Genomic DNA, 17,680 nt, shown 5'->3' with positions numbered 1-17,680 from the left:
AAATAAATAAGAAATTCTATCGATTTTAGTGCAGCAGTAAATAAACTTGTTATCTTTAAAAATTGGACAAAAAGTATAAATAACGGCTAGCAGAAAGGAAATACCATGTTTGAAAAAATGTTAGTACCAATATATGTTTGTTTTTTAATTATCACAAACCAAATTCCTTTAAACCATAATTCATGGACTGATAGAGCAGATCCCACAATTGACGAAGCTATAAGTTATGCGAAAGTTCCGGCTAATACTCAAGAGTATCTAAATGTTCAAGCAATAGATCCAGAAACTGGTAAAAAATTGCCATATAAAATCAAGAGAGTGGGCGGCTATGAACCAGGTAGGCAATATATTAGAATTGACCACAAAGGGCAGTATGTTAGAAAGATTGACTATATTTCTAAAGCCACTTACCTAAAAGCAATTAAACAAGATAATGAGTAACCACTTTGTTATCAGCTTAAAAAGGCACAAAAAAAGTCTGCAATGATTGCAGACTTTTTGAATTGATAAATTAATCTTTATCAACACTGTCTGGGAAGGTAGCTAAACGCTCGCCTTCACCAAGTTCTTCTTCGATTTCAAGTAAACGGTTGTACTTTTCAACACGTTCTGAACGAGCTGGAGCACCAGTCTTTAATTGACCACCGTTAACAGCAACGGCAAAGTCAGCGATAAATGTGTCACCAGTTTCACCTGAACGGTGGGAAATCATAGTGTTGTAACCATTCTTACGTGAAAGACGAATAGTTTCCAAAGTTTCAGTAACAGTACCAATTTGGTTTAACTTGATTAATGAAGCGTTACCAGCACCTTCCTTAATAGCTTTAGTCAAAAGCTTAGGGTTGGTACAAATGAAGTCATCCAAAACAATTTGAATTCTGTCTTTGTGGCTTTGAGTAAATTTAATCATGCCGTCAACATCATTTTCATCGTATGGGTCTTCAATTGAGATTAATTCTGGGAATTCGTCAAGTAACTTATCATAGTATTGAGCTAATTCTTCATCGTTAAATACTTTACCTTCAAAGTGGTACTTGCCATCTTCTTTGTTGTAGAAGTAGGAAGCAGCACAGTCACAAGCTATGGCAATGTCTTCACCAGGCTTGTAACCAGCCTTAACGATGGCGTCATGTAAAGCTTGTAAAGCTTCTTCAGAGTTCTTCATGTTAGGAGCGAAACCACCTTCATCACCAAGGCCAGTTTCGTAACCCATATCTTCAAGCACTTTCTTTAAAGTGTGGTAAGTGTTAACGATCTTTTCAAAACCATCACGGAATGAAGTCTTCTTAACTGGAGTGATCATGAATTCTTGCACGTCAATACCGTTGTCAGCATGCTCACCACCGTTAATAACGTTGTGGAAAGTTTGAGGCATTTCAAGATCAGTGCCGCCAAGGTATCTGTATAAAGGTTGGTGGCTGTCTTTTGCGGCAGCAGCTGCAGTAGCCATAGATACACCTAAAATGGCGTTAGCACCAAGCTTAGCTTTGTTAGGGGTACCATCTAATTCAATCATTACGCGGTCAATGTTTGCCTGATCGTGTGGATCCAAACCCTTTAAAGCATCAGCGATTTTAGTATTGACGTTTTCAACGGCTTGGGAAACACCTTTACCGCCTACACGGCTGCCACCATCACGTAATTCAACTGCTTCATTTTCACCAGTTGAAGCACCTGATGGAACTTCAGCTTTACCAACGACACCATTTGATAAGGTTACAAAAGCCTCAACAGTTGGGTTACCACGTGAATCATAGATTTCCAGTGCATGAACATTTTCAATGACTGATTTTAACATCTAAAAACCTCCTAAATAATAAATGCTGTACTATTTTGTGTAAGTACATACATTAGTGGAGCACAAGCTCCATATCTACATCACAAATTTTAGCCTAAGTTTGTGATTATGTAAACATTTGTAAACGATTTCTAATGTTAAAAAATATTAAAAATATTTTTGTCGCTTTTTTTGCAGGTTTGATTTATGATTTAGCTATATATTTTTTAAAAAGGATAGTTTATTTCTATAAGGACATAAAATATGGATAAAGTAAAGTTAATAATCGACTCTGGTTCAAACGACAGAATGAATGATGATTTAACTGTCGTACCATTAACAATGACGATTGCCGGACAAGATTTTGTCGATGACGAAAATCTTGATCTTGATAGTTTTATTGCTAGTATGGAAAAGAACACTGAAGAAGGCAAAACATCTTGCCCTAGTATTAATCAATGGCTAAATGCTTTAAAGGGATCAGAATTAGCGATCATTATGACGATTACTAGTGGTTTGAGCGGAAGCTTCTCCTCTGCATTTCAGGCAAAACAAATTTATGAAAAAGATCATCCAGGAAGCCACGTGCTTGTAGTTGATTCCAGAACGGCCGGACCAGAAATTTCTGTTATTTTACGGGAAATTGAAAGGTTAGTTAATAGTAAGACCCGTTTCGTAGACTTAGAGCAAAAAATTTCAGATTACAAGACACATACACATTTACTTGTTGTATTAAAGTCGCTCCATAACTTAGCCCTAAATGGCCGAATAAACATGGCTGTTGCCAAAGTAGCAAAAGTTTTAAATATTGATGTGGTTGGCACCGCCAGTGATGAGGGTAAATTAGAGCCATTATCAAAAGTTAGAGGGATAAAGCGTGCTTTTAAAGAAATTCTTAAATTAATGGCCGAAATGAAATACAAAGGTGGGCGTTTGATTATAGATCATTGTAGAAATGAAAAAGATGCCCAAACGTTAAAAGAAAAAATTTTAGCAAGTTACCCTCAAGCAGAAATAGTAATTCGTTCAATGAGAGGGCTTTGTACCTTTTATGCCGAAGAGGGAAGCTTAATGATAGGCTTTGATGATTTGTGATTTTCAATAGCAGATAGTCTGCTTTTCTTCTGTATAAGATAAAAATAATTTTGTATGCAAAAAACAGCTCTAACTTTTTTAGTTGAGAGCTGTTTTTTTAAATAATCATTAGTAATAATTGTTGAGAAATGCTAAAACAGAATACTGCAAGCGACGTTGCTCCGATAATGTCCGATGGGAAATGGGCTTTAAGACTGATACGGGAAATGACCACCATCAGCCAAATTATCAGCAAAATCCAAAGCAGCCTGTTTCCCAGTTGGCCTGCAAAGAGGTGCCAGATAATTAAAGCCATGACAGTACTTCCTAAAACATGTCCACTAGGGAAACTATAACCGTCTTCTAAATCTGAATGCAGAATTGGACGTTTTCTGCGCATCCATTTTTTTAAAAAAATCCCAATCAAATCGGTAAAGCCTAATGTAAATAAGGCCCAGAAGGCAAGTAAATTTTCATTATTACTAATTAAAAAACTTGCTAAAAATACATCCAAAACAACCAGCAGTTTAGGATCGTTAATAAATGCAATTATTTGCCAGCCAATGCCATCACGCCTTCTAATCAGTTTGTGGTGCAGCCAGTGATCGAATAGATTGAAACGCCGTGAATTTCTGACATTAAAGATAAGTAGTATTAGTATTAGAGCAGATAATAAAGATATCCAAAAATTAATATTCAAAACACATCCCTACCTATAATTTATATTCGCTTGTATTTTAACAGCAACGGGGCAAAGCATAAAAATTAAAATCTACTCTTGAGTAAAACTTAAGAATTGTAATTTAAAGGAGATTCAGAATTATAACTTTCGCTAAGATAAGTTCTAGCAAGGTAATTATTTTTAAAAGAAAGCTTGACTTTAATTAAAACCAACTTAAAATTATTATTATCAAGTTAGGTCGTAATTTAGGAGGAAAAAATGAGTAAAAATCACACTTCTAAGCAAGAGACTGTGGGTGAAGCTATACGTGATATTGCTCACCATGAACATAACTTTGCTTTAGCTGATAATTCTACCAATCATATTGGTGATCTCGTGGTTTATGGTGCCCTTTATCTTCTGGCAATTTTATTTTATGTCATTTGGTTTGACTGGCTATTTGTATTGTTGGCTATTGTTGCAATCATTAGCGTAATCCGTTACCAAAACTTCTTGCGACACAAGGTTAATTCCCAAAAAATGACATCGTTTTTCGTAAATACTAGTTTGATTTCAACTGGGATTAGGTCTTTCGTAATTGGAAACGCACCATTACTAGCTCTCAGTATGCATACTCAGGGAAGATTTAACCTCCTTATTTCTTTGCTGGTTGGTATAGTTGTAGCTTTGATTGGATTAACCTGTCAGTATCATTACCTAAGTAATCATCAAGTCATTGACAGGCAAAAGGAATCACTAGGAAAGACCTGCAAAAATGCTATTGACTTTAGTGTTAAAAGCTGCAAAAAGGGTTATGTTAGCCAAGGTTTTTTCTTTGATATTGCGTGTGGTTTTGCACTTTTGGCAAATCATTTTTCCTATAAAGAATTCATCTTAGTTAAATTTGAAGCTTGGCAATTTGTTTTAATTACTATTTTAATAATATTGGGTACAGTTATATTTCAAAGGTTTTTACACAATAAAGTTGTTACAAATAATATAAGTAAAGGCTTTAAGTGGGGTACTTTATTAATGACGGCTGCGCGCGGCTATCTGATAGCCATTGTACCATGGGTTGCAGTGTGTCTGTTCAAGGGCAATTCAATCAATTGGTTAGAAGCAAACTTGTTAGGAGCATTGGTAGCAATATTTGGCCTAGGATTGCAATACAAATATTTACATAAAGTCAGAGTCTTTTAATTATAAGATTAAGTTTGGATAATTTTAACAGTTGTGACGCTGATACAAAGAGAAGCCAGTAAAAGTAATTTCTTTCACTGGCTTTTTTTAATACCGAAAGTAGATTTGGTTATAAAGCTTGATTTAATGAGGTGTCATAGATAGTTTGCTTGAATGAGAGACACATTAGCCAATACAATTGATATTTTTTATTGGAGGTAAAGAGTGCAAAGAGGAAACAATATTTGAAGCCCTAAAAGAATTTTTTAAAAAATTCACACTTGGGTTAACCCAAACTTTTCGTTGAAAGTAGACAATTCCTAGCTCTGTGTATTTTGGTTTTAAACGATTTTGACAAAACTGGTTTTGGTAAAATTAAGAAGCATAAATGCATTCGCGGATAGTTGCAGTAATTATCCTAGCAATTTCAATAGTGGATATTTTATTTATCAATTCCTATGAAAAAAGGATTGTAGCTAATGAATTTCACTTGGCAATAAAGTGTGCAAGCATTATAACTATGGTCATCAGATTAATTTTAATGTATTAATTATTTGGCATAATTTAGTCAATGTGAAGATCAATATGGACTTATCAGTGGTGATTTGCTTACTAATTATTGCAATGGTATTTTGTTATGGATCGAATTTCTGTCAAAAAATAATTGGGACGATACTAAAAAATTAGTAGAACCTAGATATGCCTAACAGATAAAATTTTTTGTCCAAAAAAATATAATTCTATTCATTAATTATAAACTTTAAATAAATAGATAGTAGAATACAATTTAAAATGTTCAATGTACTCTAATAGTTATATCTAAACAGTTAATACTTTTATTTTATGTTTTGCTCATTTAGCTGAAACAACTGAATTCTAAGGAATTTTTAAGATAAAAATCTTTAACATCGTGAAAAAACTTTACAAAAATAATGTTTAAAAGTGAAAACATATATTAATAAAATTATCCTTACCTTGCTTTTAAAGAATAGAAGGTAACAAAATTGAATGAAGCAAAGAAAAATAGCTAAAAATTTGAATTAGATAGAACTGAAGAAACAGGATCTGTTCAGAACTCTTAATGGTTTGGATGAATTTAATAACAATTATGGCATCCTGATTAATGGAGATAAGTCAAAGTAATTTTCTAAAATAAATAATAGATGATCTGAAAATTAGTTCTCTAGGGTGGTTGATTTTTTGTATAATAAAAACTGAAGAAATAAACTAAAGTATAGAAAGCGTTAATATATATATGATTTTTTCTGTTTTAATTATATTATTATCATTTGTTTTATTTGTTATTACCTTATATATAGATCCATCATTAGTATATTACATTACAAAAAAAATTTTTTCAATATTTATTATTATTATAAATAAAATCAATGAATATGCTAATGCTAACAGCAAAAACAGCAAAAAGGTTATAAATTTTTCAGCTGCGTTTTACGTCTTTTTAGGAGTGATTATTTTGAGTAAAATGAAAATACCATATATGAAATGGGTGGTATTAGCTCATGTGATATTTACAGCTTATATTTCTGTGAAATTATTTAAACAAAAAAACCAAGATGTATATGTAACTAATTTTTTAATTTTTAGTGCTATATATGCATTATTAATTACACTACTTTTTAATTTTTTTGAGTCAGATCTAAATAAATTTTTGAGCTCTAAAGGTAATTTTAATCAAATTAGTTGGTTGGTTTTTTCGATATTTTTTTTAATGATTACTTTTTGGCATTTATACTATCTTACTGCTGAATCAGCAATAAAAAGGTTTAAGACTATAAATCTTTCAGAGCTGAGAATGGTTACATATAAAAGTGCATTGCAATCCATAGTGGGCTTTATAGCAATTGCGGGTATTGCATCAGTACAATTAAATGGCGTAGCTTTGCTAATACTTCTATCGATTAATATTTATGCTTTGTTTATTTTTCCAATTATTGATATAAATATTTTTGTATTGCAAAAAATTAAGTAAAGATAATCAGAAACAAGAAAAAGTAAATTAAAAAAACATTAAATAAACGAAGCAAAAAATTAAAATACATTTGTATCTGTGAAAGCCTATGTCTTTGTATACAAAATGGCAATTGACAAATGAATTAAGTATAAACATCTGTTTACTAAAACAATCACTCTGGAGATATGCTCACTAGATTTACTATTTTTGTTTTAAAACTTATAATTTTAGACTAGTTTATCAATAAACTGAGCACTGATATAATGGAATCATTTTTATGAATTGTTCATATTAAGAGTAATATCGCAGCATTTATACTTTATTTACAGGATTTGACAAAAAGTCTTTTTATACAAAATATTTGCAAAGTTGACAGACGCCTATCTGATAGCAATTGACTACTTACCTAATTGTTTCATATAATCACCTTTAGTTTGATAAGAATAATCATGCTTTATTATGTTTCTTGTATAGACGGAGGAATATCCCATATTGTAATATGATTTCATTACACGTTTGCCATTTTGCTTATAACGCGTGACATGTAATTTTTTAAATCCTTTTTATTCAGCTACAAAGGACTTGAACATTTTGTATAAATACATGTTTAGTGATCTTTATATGATTCCCTTTATTGCGCCATTTATATTCGTACCAATTACCTCTTAATTCTGTAGGGGGTAGCATTATGCCCTATATATTTGGCTTCTACTTTTGAAGAAAAGACGAGTCCAGTTGCCACCAAAATTAGTGTAGCAGCCAATATTCCCAATGTTTTCTTTAATTTCATTTAACTTCACCTTCTGTTAAATTTTATCAATGAAATAAAACGCTAGTAATTGATAATAATAAAGCTTAGTTATTGAATCATTAATCAAGTAAAAATAACAATATAGGGAACTCGAATACTGATTATAATGTTAATTAAGTAAAGAATGGGACCAATGTGCTAGTAATAAACAAACCAATATTTTATTACTAACTCAAATTGATCACCAATCCAATTTGGCCGAACTAGCATTAGGTAATTTAAAGTTGATAGGATCGATAGATGGAATATGGGTAAGTCATATAAAAGTCTGTAATAGCAGCAATTACAGGGCAAAATAAAAGGAGAGTACAGGATTTGAACCTGCGCGCCAAGGAAAAACTTGGTTCGCCGGATTTCGAGTCCGGTGCATTACCACTCTGCCAACTCTCCGTAACGAATAACATTATACCTTATCTAAAAATTTTTTCAACTTGTTGTTTATACATAAAACTGGGTAATAGTCAGTATTCTGCAGTTTTTAGCTATCGTGCAATGCAAAAGATGTTGTTGTAAAAAATAATAATAAATGTTAAGCTACAAATTAATTTAAAATTAACTTAATTAATATTTTATTTAGACAGCTTGCAGAAAAGGGTGCAGCAATGGACGGTTACCTAACTAAAAAAGCAGCAATTAAAGAAGCACTTCCTACTATATTTGGCTACATTGGTATCAGTGTAGCTTTTGGAATTATCGGTAAGGCAAGTGGCTTTTCTACCATCGAAGTATCTTTAATGTCACTTATTATTTACGCTGGATCGGTTCAGCTGACAACTCTCAATATGCTGATTGCTGGCAGCCCGATAGCTTCAATTGTATTAGCGGCGTTTTTAGTTAATTCACGAGTAATCCTGATGAGTACAACTGTCGCAGGCTATTTAAAACAAGAAAATTTAAAAAGAAATATTTTGATTGGAACTTTCCTCACCGATGAGAGTTTTGCTCTTAGTATGAATAAGATAAATTACACCAATGGTAAATTAAACTTTACTTGGTTTAATACTGTCAATATTATTTCTTATTTGACTTGGCAAGCTGGAACACTTCTCGGTGCAATATTGGGCGGCTTTATTACAGATCCTAAAAAGTTAGGACTGGATTTTGCCATTGTAGCAATGTTTATTGGTCTACTTTATTTGCAAGTGCTGGGTGACAAAAACCTTAATAAGATATTACAGATAATTGTAATATTAATATCTTTTGCGCTGACCTACTTATTGACCATTGTTTTGCCAGCTAATTTAGTAGTAATAGTTGTTACTTTGATCGGCTGCAGTTTAGGAATGGTGCTCAAACATGTCTTCTTCTAAATATATTTTAATAACGATAGTTTTGTGCGGAGTGACCACTTTGCTTTCAAGAGTGATACCATTTGTTTTATTGAAAAAATTCTCATTGCCGCCAAAGTTGGTTGAATTTCTTTCTTTTGTTCCCATAGTAATTATGGCTGCACTCTGGTTTAGTAATTTAATTATCGCTAGGCCGGGTCATTTACCTAAATTTAATTGGCAGTATGTTCTGGCATCCTTGCCAACCTTTGTTGCCGCAGTCATTAGTAAGTCTCTATTAGCCATTGTAATAGTGGGAATGATTTCCCTAGCGGTTCTGCGCTTAATTTAAAAACGGATCATAGACCGATATGATCACCGAAATTAAGATAATTTCGGAGGTCATATTTTTATTTCTAAATTAGCTAAATAAGATAAGATTGAAATTCATGAATATCCCACTCTTATTCTTTTAAATCTCCAATTGTCTTGAGATAGGTTTTGATCTTTTGTTCTACAAACTTGATATTATCTTCAATTTTCTTTTCTTCTTCATGGAGATTATCTAATTGATTAAATAATAAAACTAATCTTTCGGGGATAGTTTGATCGCCAGCATAACGTAATTGGGCGTACTTTTGCATTTCTCTAATGCTCATGCCTGTCTTCTTTAACCGTGAGATAAAACTGATCCAAGCTACATCTTTTTCGCTATAAACCCGGCGATTGTTCTCATCTCGCTTCGGAAAAAGTAATTTTTGCTTTTCATAATAGCGTAATGTGTCAATTGAAAAACCACTAAGTTCTGAAAATTGACCAATTGAATATTTCATCGAATTTCCTTTCAAAAATAATTTTGACTGCGGTAAATAGTATATCGTCATATTTTATTACTTCAAAATTTTTTAAGAAGTAGTTGACATGGACTATACTCCAGCAATTATTCTGAAATTTGTTAAATATCAGAAAACAAAATGAAAAGGAGAAAACCATGACAAACGATGAACGCTATCAAAAGGGTCTGGAAAATTTAGAGAAAGTGGACAGGGAAGGAGGCCAGTCAGTTATTGACTCACTTGCTGGCTTATCAGAAGATGTGGGGCGCTACATTATTGAATTTGCTTTCGGTGACATCTATGACCGGAAAGTTTTAGATTTGAAGCAAAGAGAAATGATTACCATCACAACTTTGTTGACGCAGGGTGACACTGAACCACAATTGAATGTTCATATTAATGGCGCTTTAAATGTTGGCTTAACGCCTGAAGAAATAATTGAAACCTTTATTCAAACTATTCCTTATGTCGGATTTCCTAAAGTCCTGAATGCAATTACTGTTGCAAAACAAGTTTTTAAAGACCGCGGAATTGATTTCACCAAGTCTCATAAGAGTGAATAAAGTTATGATAAAAACTAGTTGCTGTTAACAAGTACGCTAGTTTTTTAATTTCAGACCTTTAAAATGTAAACGAATGTGCTTTTTTAGCATTAAAGACCAGAATATTTGAATTTAGGTTAATTAATATTTTGTATTAATGATTAAAGAAAGTGTTATATGGGAAGTTCATTATCAAAACGCGCTGCTGTGTCTGATACTATTCCAACTGTTTGTGGTTATCTGGGAATTGCAACTGCTTTTGGCGTGATCGGTCGAGCCATTGGTTTTTCGACTATTACTGTAATTTTAATGTCGCTTATTATGTACGCTGGCTCGGCAGAATTTACTACTGTTAGTATGCTGGCGGTGGGTAGTCCAATAGGTTCAGTTATTTTTGCCGCATTTATGGTCAACTCAAGAATGATTTTAATGAGTACGACTGTTGTGCCCTATTTTAAAAAAGATAGTTTGGGTAAGGGCGTTTTAATTGGTACGCTTTTAACTGATGAAAGCTTTGCTTTAGCTATGAATAAAATTAATTATACAAACGGGAAAATGAATTTTACCTGGTTTAATACCGAAAATATCATTTCTTATGCAGCCTGGGTTAGTGCAACAATGATCGGTGCGGTGCTGGGCAATTTTATTAAAAATCCCCAAAAATTAGGACTAGATTTTGCAAATGTGGCAATGTTTATTGGGTTATTATATTTGCAAATAAAGGGTGATAAAAATCTAAATAAGCTGCTGCAAGCAATAGTAGTTTTATTGACATTGGCGTTAACATACGGTTTAACGATATTTTTGCCCGCCAATTTAGTTATTATTGTTGTTACGCTTATCGGATGTACATTAGGGATGGTAATAAAACGTGTCTTCTTCTAACTATATATATTTAACAATTATCGGTTGTGGAATTGCAACTTGGTTATCCCGGGTACTGCCTTTTTTTCTATTAAAAAAATTTTCTTTACCAAAAGTGGTAATTGAGTTTTTATCATTTGTGCCAATTGTCATAATGTCAACTATGTGGTTTGGCAATTTATTCATAGCTCAACCAGGACAATTATCCAAGGTAAGAGTAGATTTTTTAATTGCTTCGTTACCAACTGTGGTAGCAGCAATTATTAGTAAATCTTTGCTAGTGATTGTAATTGTAGGCATAATATCTTTAACAGTCCTACGCTTAATTTAGAAAATTTAAGTTAAAAATGGTAGAATATTAATATTATAAATATTTTGGTTGGAGTTTAAGGCTTTCAAGAATTGTTCTTTGGTTTGGGTTGCCAAAGCAATTTGTGAAGGCCTTTTTTTGCTGTAGAAAGTGGGAGTGCAAATGAGGTTTTTAGGGATGCTGAGCGTTATTTTATTAGCCACGTTAATTGGAGGACAATTTAGTGCCAGATTAAAATTGCCGGCAGTTGTTGGTGAATTGCTGGCTGGAATAATAATTGGTCCTGCAGCTCTTAATCTTGTGCAACCTACAGGAATCATAAAGGTATTTTCCGATATTGGGGTAATTTTTTTAATGTTTTTAGCTGGTCTTGACAGTGATCTGAAAACTTTAAAAAAGTTACTGCGTCCCAGTGTGTTGGTGGCTGGATTTGGTATGATTGTACCAATTATTATTGCTTATTTCACTGGTATTCTTTTTGCATTTTCTCAAGTGGAGAGTTTATTTTTAGGTTTAGCGTTTTCAGCCACTTCTGTTTCGATTTCTGTTGCTGTTTTGCAAGAAATGGGGCGCTTACAAGGAAAAGAGGGCATGACAATTTTGGGCGCAGCAGTAGCAGATGATTTGCTCTCAATAATACTTTTGAGCATTGTTAGCGGACTAACGGGTGTATCTGAGCCCGGCTCAAATAAGGGTAAAGATTTAATTCTAAGCCTACTGACCCAAGCAGCATTCCTGATACTTTTAGTTTTTGTTAGTGTTTACGTTATACCCCGTTTGATAAAGTTAAGTCAGCGTCTAACATTACCGGTTCCAGAGACGCTAGTGGCAATGATTATTGTAGTAATGGCTTCTTGGGGAGCTGAGAAGGTGGGCCTTAGTAACGTGATTGGAGCCTTTTTTGCCGGACTATCTTTGAATCGTACTTCAGCGCAGAAAACTCTCAAAAAGAATTTTACGGTAATTGGCTACAGCAGTTTTATTCCCATCTTTTTTGTTAGTATTGGTTTAGACATGAGTATTAAAGGCATTCTAAATGACTTTATTTTATTTTTGGTCTTGGTAATTGGCAGTGTTTTTTCAAAATTGGTGGGTGCGGGGTTAGGAGCAAAACTAGCTGGTTTCAATAATTCTAGTTCTTTATTAGTTGGAACCGGGATGGTTTCGCGTGGTGAAATGGCTCTTGTGGTTGCGCAAATGGGCTTAACCAACCATTTACTTGCACCTGCGGCTTATTCAACTGTAATCGGAGCAATCATTATGACCACTGTAGTCTCGCCTTTTCTCCTAAAATGGTCAATATCAAAAATGGCTCAGAAATAATGAAACTCCAAAATACCAATTACTAAGGCTATAATCATTTGCCTGGCCATCTAGTCAAATCTCTTAAAATTGCTTAAAAGTTATGATAATATGGAAAACATGTTTTTTTCATTGTTAAATTTAAGCAGAAGGTAGGAAGGTCGAATGAAAATTCAGCCAGGTGCTGAAATCTTTAAATTAAGATGGTATATTAAGCAAATGCGGGGTTGGAGCTTTAAAACCTATTTATTATTAATGTTGGGAATAGGCATTATCATTGGTGCTACTGTGGCATCGCCCATCAGTCAAATTTCTTTGTTAACGATGATTGCTGCTATTCTGGGCTTTACGTGCACCCTTGCTATTACTAACGCTAGGCAAATTAACGGCATCTTGGGTTTAGTTTCCGCTGCAATTTATATTATAATTTCTGTCTATGCGAAAAATTACGCTAACGTGATCTTGCAAACTATTTATATTCTGGTATTGGATCTGCCAGTCTTAATGTTATCGTCATGGTCTAAAGATACGGAAAAACATATTCATGGGTTGACGCTGAAAAAATGGCTTATGACAATTAGCTTTTTTACTATAGTTTTAGCTTTACTTTATCTGCTGGACACCAAAATATTTATTAGTCCACGTCCTGTAATTGATGCAACTGCGGGTGCAATAGGGATTACCGGCTCGCTTCTTTGTATGTTGCATTTTCGCGAGCAGTATTACTTTTGGACTGTGCAAGGAATTTTTTCAATTATTTTATGGGGAGTCACTGCCTTTCAAGGTGATGCTAATCTCACATTGTTCTTAACATATATTTTGTATTTAACCAATGATTTACTTGCTTTTACTGATAAGCATGTTCACTGGTTTCATTAACAAAAAAGAAGTCTTTTGTGTACAAGACTTCTTTTATTTTTCCAAGTGGTTTTTCACAATTTTACTTAAGATTTTGGTTGCACCTTTACCGGCTTTATCATCATAATAGGATTGATAGCGTGTATCATTATCATAGGCATTAACAATAGCCAGGTGAATTTTGGTAGAATAATTTGGCATGATAATCTGCAGCCATTTCTGGTGGTTTTTAAAAATAGCAGCACTTAAAACTTTTTCTTGCTTGGGATCATTGATAACTGCTTGTAAATCTCGTACAAGATCGGCTTCTGTTTCTTTCATTTTATGATATTTTTCTTCAGTTAGTTGATTTGTTTTAGCCATGTTTCCCTCCAACGAATTATTCAGATACTTAAATTACTATAGCAACAAAATAGGTAAAAATCACATAAAAATACGTAGATTTAATTCCAGATAATTGGTAAAGCTAAGCAGATGCTAAGAAATCCGCTAAATAAAGCGCTATAATAAAGAGAGAGGCGAATTGATGATTACTTTTGTTTGGGCAGAAGATCAAAAACACCAAATTGGTATAGATGGACATTTACCTTGGAAACTGCCTGCAGATCTACACCACTTTAAAAAAATTACTTATGGACATCCAATTATCATGGGTCGTAAAACTTTCGTGAGCTTGCCTCATCTTTTACCTGGGCGCAAACACGTTGTTTTGACGACCAGTTTGACGTTAAAAAATAAATATCGTAATAATAAACAGGTTTTAATTATTAAATCAGTCAAAGAATTACAGGACTGGATCAACAAGCATAAACAGCAAAATCTCTGTGTGATAGGTGGTAATTCGGTTTTTAACGCTTTAAAAAATCAGGTAGATTGTTTAGAAAAAACTGAAATAATAGCAACTTTTAAAGCTGATGTCACAATGACGAAAATTGATTATGATGACTTCATTTTAGTAAAAAAAGAATTTCATCAGCCTGACAACGTTAATCTTTATCCTTATAAATTTCTAACATATATGAGAAAGGAGAAATAACATGAAACAAGTTATTACTTCAACGATCACCTTTATAATCTGTATTATGATCTTAATTAGCAGCTTTTTTCTGGCAGAAAACTTAAATCATAACTATTGGTGGCAAGTAATTGGCATGGCCATTGTCACTTTTGCTGTTGGACAATATTTTTTCGCAATAATAAAATCATACCAATCAACTAAAAAATAATTTAATTTATGGTTGACAGATTATTTTTTCAATGTTAAATTAATAAACAATTAAATAATTAATACATCTTGAAAAGCAGAGTAGCTAAGTTTTTGTTAATAAAGAGAGCTGACGTTTGGTGAGAGTCAGTTAGCATAATTTAGTGAACATGGGCTTGAAATGATGACCGCTGGTGATATTTAGCTAGTGGCGGAGTTGCATCCGTTATAATTGCAAGCTATTGTTAGATAGCTGTTGAGGTTTATTACGTGAGTAATAGACAAATTAAAGGTGGTAACACGAAGCACTCGTCCTTATTTGAGGAAGAGTGCTTTTTTTATTGAAAAATTGGGAGGTTTTTCTGATGACAAAAAAGAGTCGCAATATAATTATCGGAGTGATTGCAGCAATTATAATTATTGCTGTCGGTTGGTTTAGTTTTGGTAAAAAAAGTGGTGACCAAAAGAGCAATCACGTTGTTACTGTAGGTATTGTTAGTGAAACAAAGCCAAAACAAGTTATTTGGAACAAAGCTGCAAAATTGGCTAAAGAAAAATATGGAGTAACGATTAAGATCAAGAACTTTACCGATTACAATCAACCGAATAAGGCAGTTAAAAGTGGGGATATCGACCTTAATTCATTTCAACACTATGCATTTTTGAAAGCGTGGAACAAAGCAAATCACGGTGGTGTAGTTGCAATTGGTCGAACTGAAATTAACCCTATTAGACTATATTCTAAGAAGTACCACAAACTCAGTGATATTCCAAAGGGCGCAACCATAGCTGTGCCAAATGATGCAAGTAATGAATCTCGTGCACTCTTTGTTCTCAAAAATGCTGGTCTGATTAAGTTACGTAAAGGAAAAATTTTAGTTTCCGCTGCTGACGTAATTAAAACTTCTAAAAACATTAAAGTTAAAGAAGTTAGTGCCGATCAATGTGGTCGCGTAATTAATTCAGTTGATGCCGCTGTTGTTAATAATGACTTTGCAGGTCCTGCTGGTCTAGGTAAGAAACAGACAATTTTTGTTGAGCCTGTTAACAAAGATTCTCTACAATGGGTAAATATCATTTGTGCAAAGAAAGGTCAGGAAAAGAATAAAGATTATCTAGCAGTGGTTAAGTCATATCAAACAGCTGAAACTAAGCGTCTAGACAAAAAGTTTTATGGTGATATGAGTAAACCAGCTTGGGATGTTAAGTTTTAATGATCGGAGAAGATTGTAAATGGGTATTATTGATTTAGAACACGTTAGTGTGGATTTCCCTAGTAAAAAAGGCAAAATTGTTCAGGCTGTCCATAATGTCAGCCTAACAGTTGAAAAGGGTGATATCTATGGCATTGTAGGCTTTTCCGGAGCAGGTAAGTCTACTTTAGTAAGAACTGTTAACTTGTTGCAGAAACCAACTGCCGGAAACATTAGAGTCAATGATACTGATTTTGTCAAAGATGGTAAGCAAGTAATTGCTAATAAGGATTTACAACTAGCTCGCAGAAAGATCGGCATGATTTTTCAAAATTTCAACCTATTAAACGAAATTAGCGTAGTTGATAACGTGTCTTTTGCCCTGAAACATTCCGGCTTAAAAGAAAAAGAAATTAAAGAAAAGTCATTAAAATTATTGGACCTGGTGGATTTAAAAGATAAAGCAAATTCATACCCAGCTCAACTTTCTGGGGGTCAGCAGCAAAGAGTTGCTATTGCCAGGGCTCTAGCAAACGAACCAGATATTTTGATTTCTGATGAAGCTACGAGTGCACTCGATCCTCAAAATACATTGCAAATTTTAACTTTATTAAAGAAGTTACAAAAAGATCTTAACCTAACCATCGTACTGATCACACATGAAATGGCTGCAGTCAAAAAAATCTGTAACAAAGTAGCGCTAATGCAATCTGGTCAGGTGATCGAAAATGGCAATCTTCGTGAAGTAGTCTTGCATCCGCAAAAAGATTTAACTAAGAGTTTTGTTGGTGGATCTTTGGAAGTTATTAATACTCTAAGGTCTCTTAAGATTAATAAATTAGATAACGATAATGAAGCTATTTATCAACTTGTTTACAGTATGGCTAACGTTACTAAAACTATTATTATTGATTTATACCGTAAAGTCGGGGTTGAAGCTAGTATGCTATATGGTAACGTAGAACTGCTTGATGATGAGCCAATTGGAACTCTGCTTGTTCAAGTTAAAGGTGATAAGACAAAACAGCAAGAAACAGTAGATTATTTGAGAAAAGAAAAAGTCGCTGTTACTCGTTTGAACGAAAAGGGGGATCTTTATGAGTAGTTGGTTTAGCAGAGTTTTTCCCAATGTTGTGCAACTGGGCTGGCTAGGTGATACTGGCTGGGGAACCAGCATTTTTCAAACATTATATATGACTTTTTGGTCCGGAATATTTGGGGGAATTTTAGGTTTGATTTTCGGTGTAATTTTGGTTCTGACCAAAAGTGATGGAATAAGACCTAATAAATTCTGGTTCAATGTTTGCGATAAAATAGTTTCAATTTTTCGTGCTATTCCGTTTATTATCTTGTTAGCATTTATAGCACCAGTTACTCAAAAAATTGTCGGGACTCAGATTGGTATAAAAGCGGCTCTGGTTCCATTAACATTGGGCGTTTTTCCTTTTTATGCCCGTCAAGTTCAAGTGGCTTTAGAAAGCGTTGATCACGGTAAAATTGAGGCAGCACAGAGCTTGGGTGCTACGATTTGGGATATTATTTTTAGTGTTTATTTAAATGAAGCGAGATCAGAACTTGCTCGTGTTTCTACCGTTACAATTATTAGTTTAATTGGTTTAACTGCAATGGCTGGAGCCATTGGTGCAGGTGGCTTGGGTAATACAGCAATTTCATATGGATACAATCGCTTTAACAATGATGTAACACTTGTAGCAACAGTGCTGGTTATCATTTTGATATTTATCATTCAAGTGATCGGTGACTTTTTCGCTAAGAAGTTAAATCATCAAAGTCGCTAAAAAATATAAAAAATAAAAACAACGAGGTAA

General features: G+C 33.5%; 21 protein-coding genes, 1 tRNA gene and 1 other annotated feature. Of the genes, 16 read left to right on the top strand and 6 right to left on the bottom strand.

Annotation, left to right across the window (positions count from 1 at the left end; translation table 11 throughout):
• The first annotated feature begins 105 nt into the window (after nt 1-105).
• Nucleotides 106-441, top strand: coding sequence for a hypothetical protein (locus LDX54_RS05495; RefSeq protein WP_265666656.1), 336 nt, complete (start codon nt 106-108; stop codon nt 439-441).
• A gap of 70 nt (nt 442-511) precedes the next feature.
• Here the strand turns inward: LDX54_RS05495 and eno are convergent, their stop codons facing one another.
• Nucleotides 512-1,798, bottom strand: a complete 1,287-nt coding sequence (gene eno, locus LDX54_RS05490; protein WP_046324981.1) for a phosphopyruvate hydratase — start codon at nt 1,796-1,798, stop codon at nt 512-514.
• Between the two features lie 243 nt (nt 1,799-2,041).
• Between eno and LDX54_RS05485 the strand changes: the two genes are divergently transcribed.
• Nucleotides 2,042-2,872, top strand: a complete 831-nt coding sequence (locus tag LDX54_RS05485) for a DegV family protein (protein WP_174795341.1) — start codon at nt 2,042-2,044, stop codon at nt 2,870-2,872.
• A gap of 97 nt (nt 2,873-2,969) precedes the next feature.
• Here LDX54_RS05485 and LDX54_RS05480 read toward each other — a convergent pair whose 3' ends face one another.
• Nucleotides 2,970-3,551, bottom strand: a complete 582-nt coding sequence (locus tag LDX54_RS05480) for a phosphatase PAP2 family protein (protein WP_187157516.1) — start codon at nt 3,549-3,551, stop codon at nt 2,970-2,972.
• A 240-nt stretch (nt 3,552-3,791) separates the two neighbouring features.
• Here LDX54_RS05480 and LDX54_RS05475 point away from each other — a divergent pair, with 240 nt between their 5' ends.
• Together LDX54_RS05475 and LDX54_RS05470 are read left to right on the top strand one after the other, a co-directional pair.
• Nucleotides 3,792-4,712 carry a hypothetical protein gene (locus tag LDX54_RS05475; protein WP_265666657.1) on the top strand — a complete coding sequence of 307 codons (921 nt, stop codon included), beginning with the start codon at nt 3,792-3,794 and terminating at the stop codon, nt 4,710-4,712.
• 1,234 nt (nt 4,713-5,946) lie between these two features.
• Nucleotides 5,947-6,681 (top strand): hypothetical protein, encoded by a 735-nt coding sequence (locus LDX54_RS05470; protein WP_265666658.1) that lies wholly within the window; start codon nt 5,947-5,949, stop codon nt 6,679-6,681.
• Between the two features lie 640 nt (nt 6,682-7,321).
• Here the strand turns inward: LDX54_RS05470 and LDX54_RS05465 are convergent.
• Complete coding sequence (locus LDX54_RS05465; protein WP_265666659.1) at nt 7,322-7,453, bottom strand: hypothetical protein; 132 nt, start codon at nt 7,451-7,453, stop codon at nt 7,322-7,324.
• A 321-nt stretch (nt 7,454-7,774) separates the two neighbouring features.
• Nucleotides 7,775-7,864: transfer RNA gene (locus tag LDX54_RS05460), tRNA-Ser, on the bottom strand.
• 212 nt (nt 7,865-8,076) lie between these two features.
• Between LDX54_RS05460 and LDX54_RS05455 the strand changes: the two genes are divergently transcribed.
• Both LDX54_RS05455 and LDX54_RS05450 read left to right on the top strand, forming a co-directional pair.
• On the top strand, nt 8,077-8,784 hold the full coding sequence (locus tag LDX54_RS05455; protein WP_265666660.1) for an AzlC family ABC transporter permease: 708 nt from the start codon (nt 8,077-8,079) through the stop codon (nt 8,782-8,784).
• Nucleotides 8,771-9,094 carry an AzlD domain-containing protein gene (locus LDX54_RS05450; protein ID WP_122037654.1) on the top strand — a complete coding sequence of 108 codons (324 nt, stop codon included), beginning with the start codon at nt 8,771-8,773 and terminating at the stop codon, nt 9,092-9,094. The genes LDX54_RS05455 and LDX54_RS05450 overlap by 14 nt, the downstream gene beginning before the upstream one ends.
• A 112-nt stretch (nt 9,095-9,206) precedes the next feature.
• Here the strand turns inward: LDX54_RS05450 and LDX54_RS05445 are convergent, their stop codons facing one another.
• Nucleotides 9,207-9,575 carry a MerR family transcriptional regulator gene (locus LDX54_RS05445; protein ID WP_265666661.1) on the bottom strand — a complete coding sequence of 123 codons (369 nt, stop codon included), beginning with the start codon at nt 9,573-9,575 and terminating at the stop codon, nt 9,207-9,209.
• A gap of 158 nt (nt 9,576-9,733) precedes the next feature.
• Between LDX54_RS05445 and LDX54_RS05440 the strand changes: the two genes are divergently transcribed.
• The 5 genes from LDX54_RS05440 to pnuC all read left to right on the top strand — a co-directional run bounded on the left by LDX54_RS05440 (nt 9,734) and on the right by pnuC (nt 13,475).
• Nucleotides 9,734-10,141: a carboxymuconolactone decarboxylase family protein gene (locus tag LDX54_RS05440; protein WP_046324931.1), complete on the top strand. Its 408-nt coding sequence runs from the start codon at nt 9,734-9,736 to the stop codon at nt 10,139-10,141.
• A gap of 156 nt (nt 10,142-10,297) precedes the next feature.
• A complete protein-coding gene (locus tag LDX54_RS05435) occupies nt 10,298-11,005 on the top strand; it encodes an AzlC family ABC transporter permease (protein WP_265666662.1) in 708 nt (235 codons plus the stop codon).
• On the top strand, nt 10,992-11,315 hold the full coding sequence (locus tag LDX54_RS05430) for an AzlD domain-containing protein (RefSeq protein ID WP_265666663.1): 324 nt from the start codon (nt 10,992-10,994) through the stop codon (nt 11,313-11,315). Before LDX54_RS05435 ends, LDX54_RS05430 begins: the two co-directional genes overlap by 14 nt.
• Before the next feature lie 156 nt (nt 11,316-11,471).
• Nucleotides 11,472-12,617 (top strand): cation:proton antiporter, encoded by a 1,146-nt coding sequence (locus LDX54_RS05425; RefSeq protein ID WP_265666664.1) that lies wholly within the window; start codon nt 11,472-11,474, stop codon nt 12,615-12,617.
• A 144-nt stretch (nt 12,618-12,761) separates the two neighbouring features.
• A complete protein-coding gene (pnuC, locus tag LDX54_RS05420; protein WP_265666665.1) occupies nt 12,762-13,475 on the top strand; it encodes a nicotinamide riboside transporter PnuC in 714 nt (237 codons plus the stop codon).
• A gap of 33 nt (nt 13,476-13,508) precedes the next feature.
• Here pnuC and LDX54_RS05415 read toward each other — a convergent pair whose 3' ends face one another.
• The gene (locus LDX54_RS05415) at nt 13,509-13,817 is read right to left on the bottom strand and encodes a TipAS antibiotic-recognition domain-containing protein (RefSeq protein ID WP_281214424.1); all 309 of its coding nucleotides are present in this window, start codon (nt 13,815-13,817) and stop codon (nt 13,509-13,511) included.
• 163 nt (nt 13,818-13,980) lie between these two features.
• Here LDX54_RS05415 and LDX54_RS05410 point away from each other — a divergent pair, with 163 nt between their 5' ends.
• From LDX54_RS05410 to LDX54_RS05390, 5 genes are all read left to right on the top strand, one after another.
• Nucleotides 13,981-14,490, top strand: a complete 510-nt coding sequence (locus LDX54_RS05410) for a dihydrofolate reductase (RefSeq protein ID WP_265666667.1) — start codon at nt 13,981-13,983, stop codon at nt 14,488-14,490.
• 1 nt (nt 14,491) lies between these two features.
• Entirely contained in the window at nt 14,492-14,680 is a 189-nt protein-coding gene (locus tag LDX54_RS05405) for a hypothetical protein (protein ID WP_046324926.1), read from the top strand.
• A 59-nt stretch (nt 14,681-14,739) separates the two neighbouring features.
• Nucleotides 14,740-14,978, top strand: a binding site (T-box leader).
• A gap of 42 nt (nt 14,979-15,020) precedes the next feature.
• Complete coding sequence (locus tag LDX54_RS05400) at nt 15,021-15,872, top strand: MetQ/NlpA family ABC transporter substrate-binding protein (protein WP_265667654.1); 852 nt, start codon at nt 15,021-15,023, stop codon at nt 15,870-15,872.
• Between the two features lie 19 nt (nt 15,873-15,891).
• Nucleotides 15,892-16,956: a methionine ABC transporter ATP-binding protein gene (locus LDX54_RS05395; RefSeq protein WP_265666668.1), complete on the top strand. Its 1,065-nt coding sequence runs from the start codon at nt 15,892-15,894 to the stop codon at nt 16,954-16,956.
• Entirely contained in the window at nt 16,949-17,650 is a 702-nt protein-coding gene (locus tag LDX54_RS05390; protein WP_046324923.1) for a methionine ABC transporter permease, read from the top strand. Before LDX54_RS05395 ends, LDX54_RS05390 begins: the two co-directional genes overlap by 8 nt.
• The last annotated feature ends 30 nt before the right edge of the window (nt 17,651-17,680 follow it).

This window comes from Lactobacillus sp. IBH004 (genome assembly GCF_026185255.2).
GTDB classification, from domain to species: Bacteria; Bacillota; Bacilli; order Lactobacillales; family Lactobacillaceae; genus Lactobacillus; species Lactobacillus melliventris.
This window is presented reverse-complemented; position numbering and strand designations above follow the sequence as displayed.

What these genes read in the sequence shown, in the direction of transcription:
- LDX54_RS05495 (WP_265666656.1), top strand. Translation starts at nt 106, where the DNA reads ATGTTTGAAAAAATGTTAGTACCAATATATGTTTGTTTTTTAATTATC.
- eno (WP_046324981.1), bottom strand. Translation starts at nt 1,798, where the DNA reads ATGTTAAAATCAGTCATTGAAAATGTTCATGCACTGGAAATCTATGAT.
- LDX54_RS05485 (WP_174795341.1), top strand. Translation starts at nt 2,042, where the DNA reads ATGGATAAAGTAAAGTTAATAATCGACTCTGGTTCAAACGACAGAATG.
- LDX54_RS05475 (WP_265666657.1), top strand. Translation starts at nt 3,792, where the DNA reads ATGAGTAAAAATCACACTTCTAAGCAAGAGACTGTGGGTGAAGCTATA.
- LDX54_RS05470 (WP_265666658.1), top strand. Translation starts at nt 5,947, where the DNA reads ATGATTTTTTCTGTTTTAATTATATTATTATCATTTGTTTTATTTGTT.
- LDX54_RS05465 (WP_265666659.1), bottom strand. Translation starts at nt 7,453, where the DNA reads ATGAAATTAAAGAAAACATTGGGAATATTGGCTGCTACACTAATTTTG.
- LDX54_RS05455 (WP_265666660.1), top strand. Translation starts at nt 8,077, where the DNA reads ATGGACGGTTACCTAACTAAAAAAGCAGCAATTAAAGAAGCACTTCCT.
- LDX54_RS05450 (WP_122037654.1), top strand. Translation starts at nt 8,771, where the DNA reads ATGTCTTCTTCTAAATATATTTTAATAACGATAGTTTTGTGCGGAGTG.
- LDX54_RS05445 (WP_265666661.1), bottom strand. Translation starts at nt 9,575, where the DNA reads ATGAAATATTCAATTGGTCAATTTTCAGAACTTAGTGGTTTTTCAATT.
- LDX54_RS05440 (WP_046324931.1), top strand. Translation starts at nt 9,734, where the DNA reads ATGACAAACGATGAACGCTATCAAAAGGGTCTGGAAAATTTAGAGAAA.
- LDX54_RS05435 (WP_265666662.1), top strand. Translation starts at nt 10,298, where the DNA reads ATGGGAAGTTCATTATCAAAACGCGCTGCTGTGTCTGATACTATTCCA.
- LDX54_RS05425 (WP_265666664.1), top strand. Translation starts at nt 11,472, where the DNA reads ATGCTGAGCGTTATTTTATTAGCCACGTTAATTGGAGGACAATTTAGT.
- pnuC (WP_265666665.1), top strand. Translation starts at nt 12,762, where the DNA reads ATGAAAATTCAGCCAGGTGCTGAAATCTTTAAATTAAGATGGTATATT.
- LDX54_RS05415 (WP_281214424.1), bottom strand. Translation starts at nt 13,817, where the DNA reads ATGGCTAAAACAAATCAACTAACTGAAGAAAAATATCATAAAATGAAA.
- LDX54_RS05410 (WP_265666667.1), top strand. Translation starts at nt 13,981, where the DNA reads ATGATTACTTTTGTTTGGGCAGAAGATCAAAAACACCAAATTGGTATA.
- LDX54_RS05405 (WP_046324926.1), top strand. Translation starts at nt 14,492, where the DNA reads ATGAAACAAGTTATTACTTCAACGATCACCTTTATAATCTGTATTATG.
- LDX54_RS05395 (WP_265666668.1), top strand. Translation starts at nt 15,892, where the DNA reads ATGGGTATTATTGATTTAGAACACGTTAGTGTGGATTTCCCTAGTAAA.
- LDX54_RS05390 (WP_046324923.1), top strand. Translation starts at nt 16,949, where the DNA reads ATGAGTAGTTGGTTTAGCAGAGTTTTTCCCAATGTTGTGCAACTGGGC.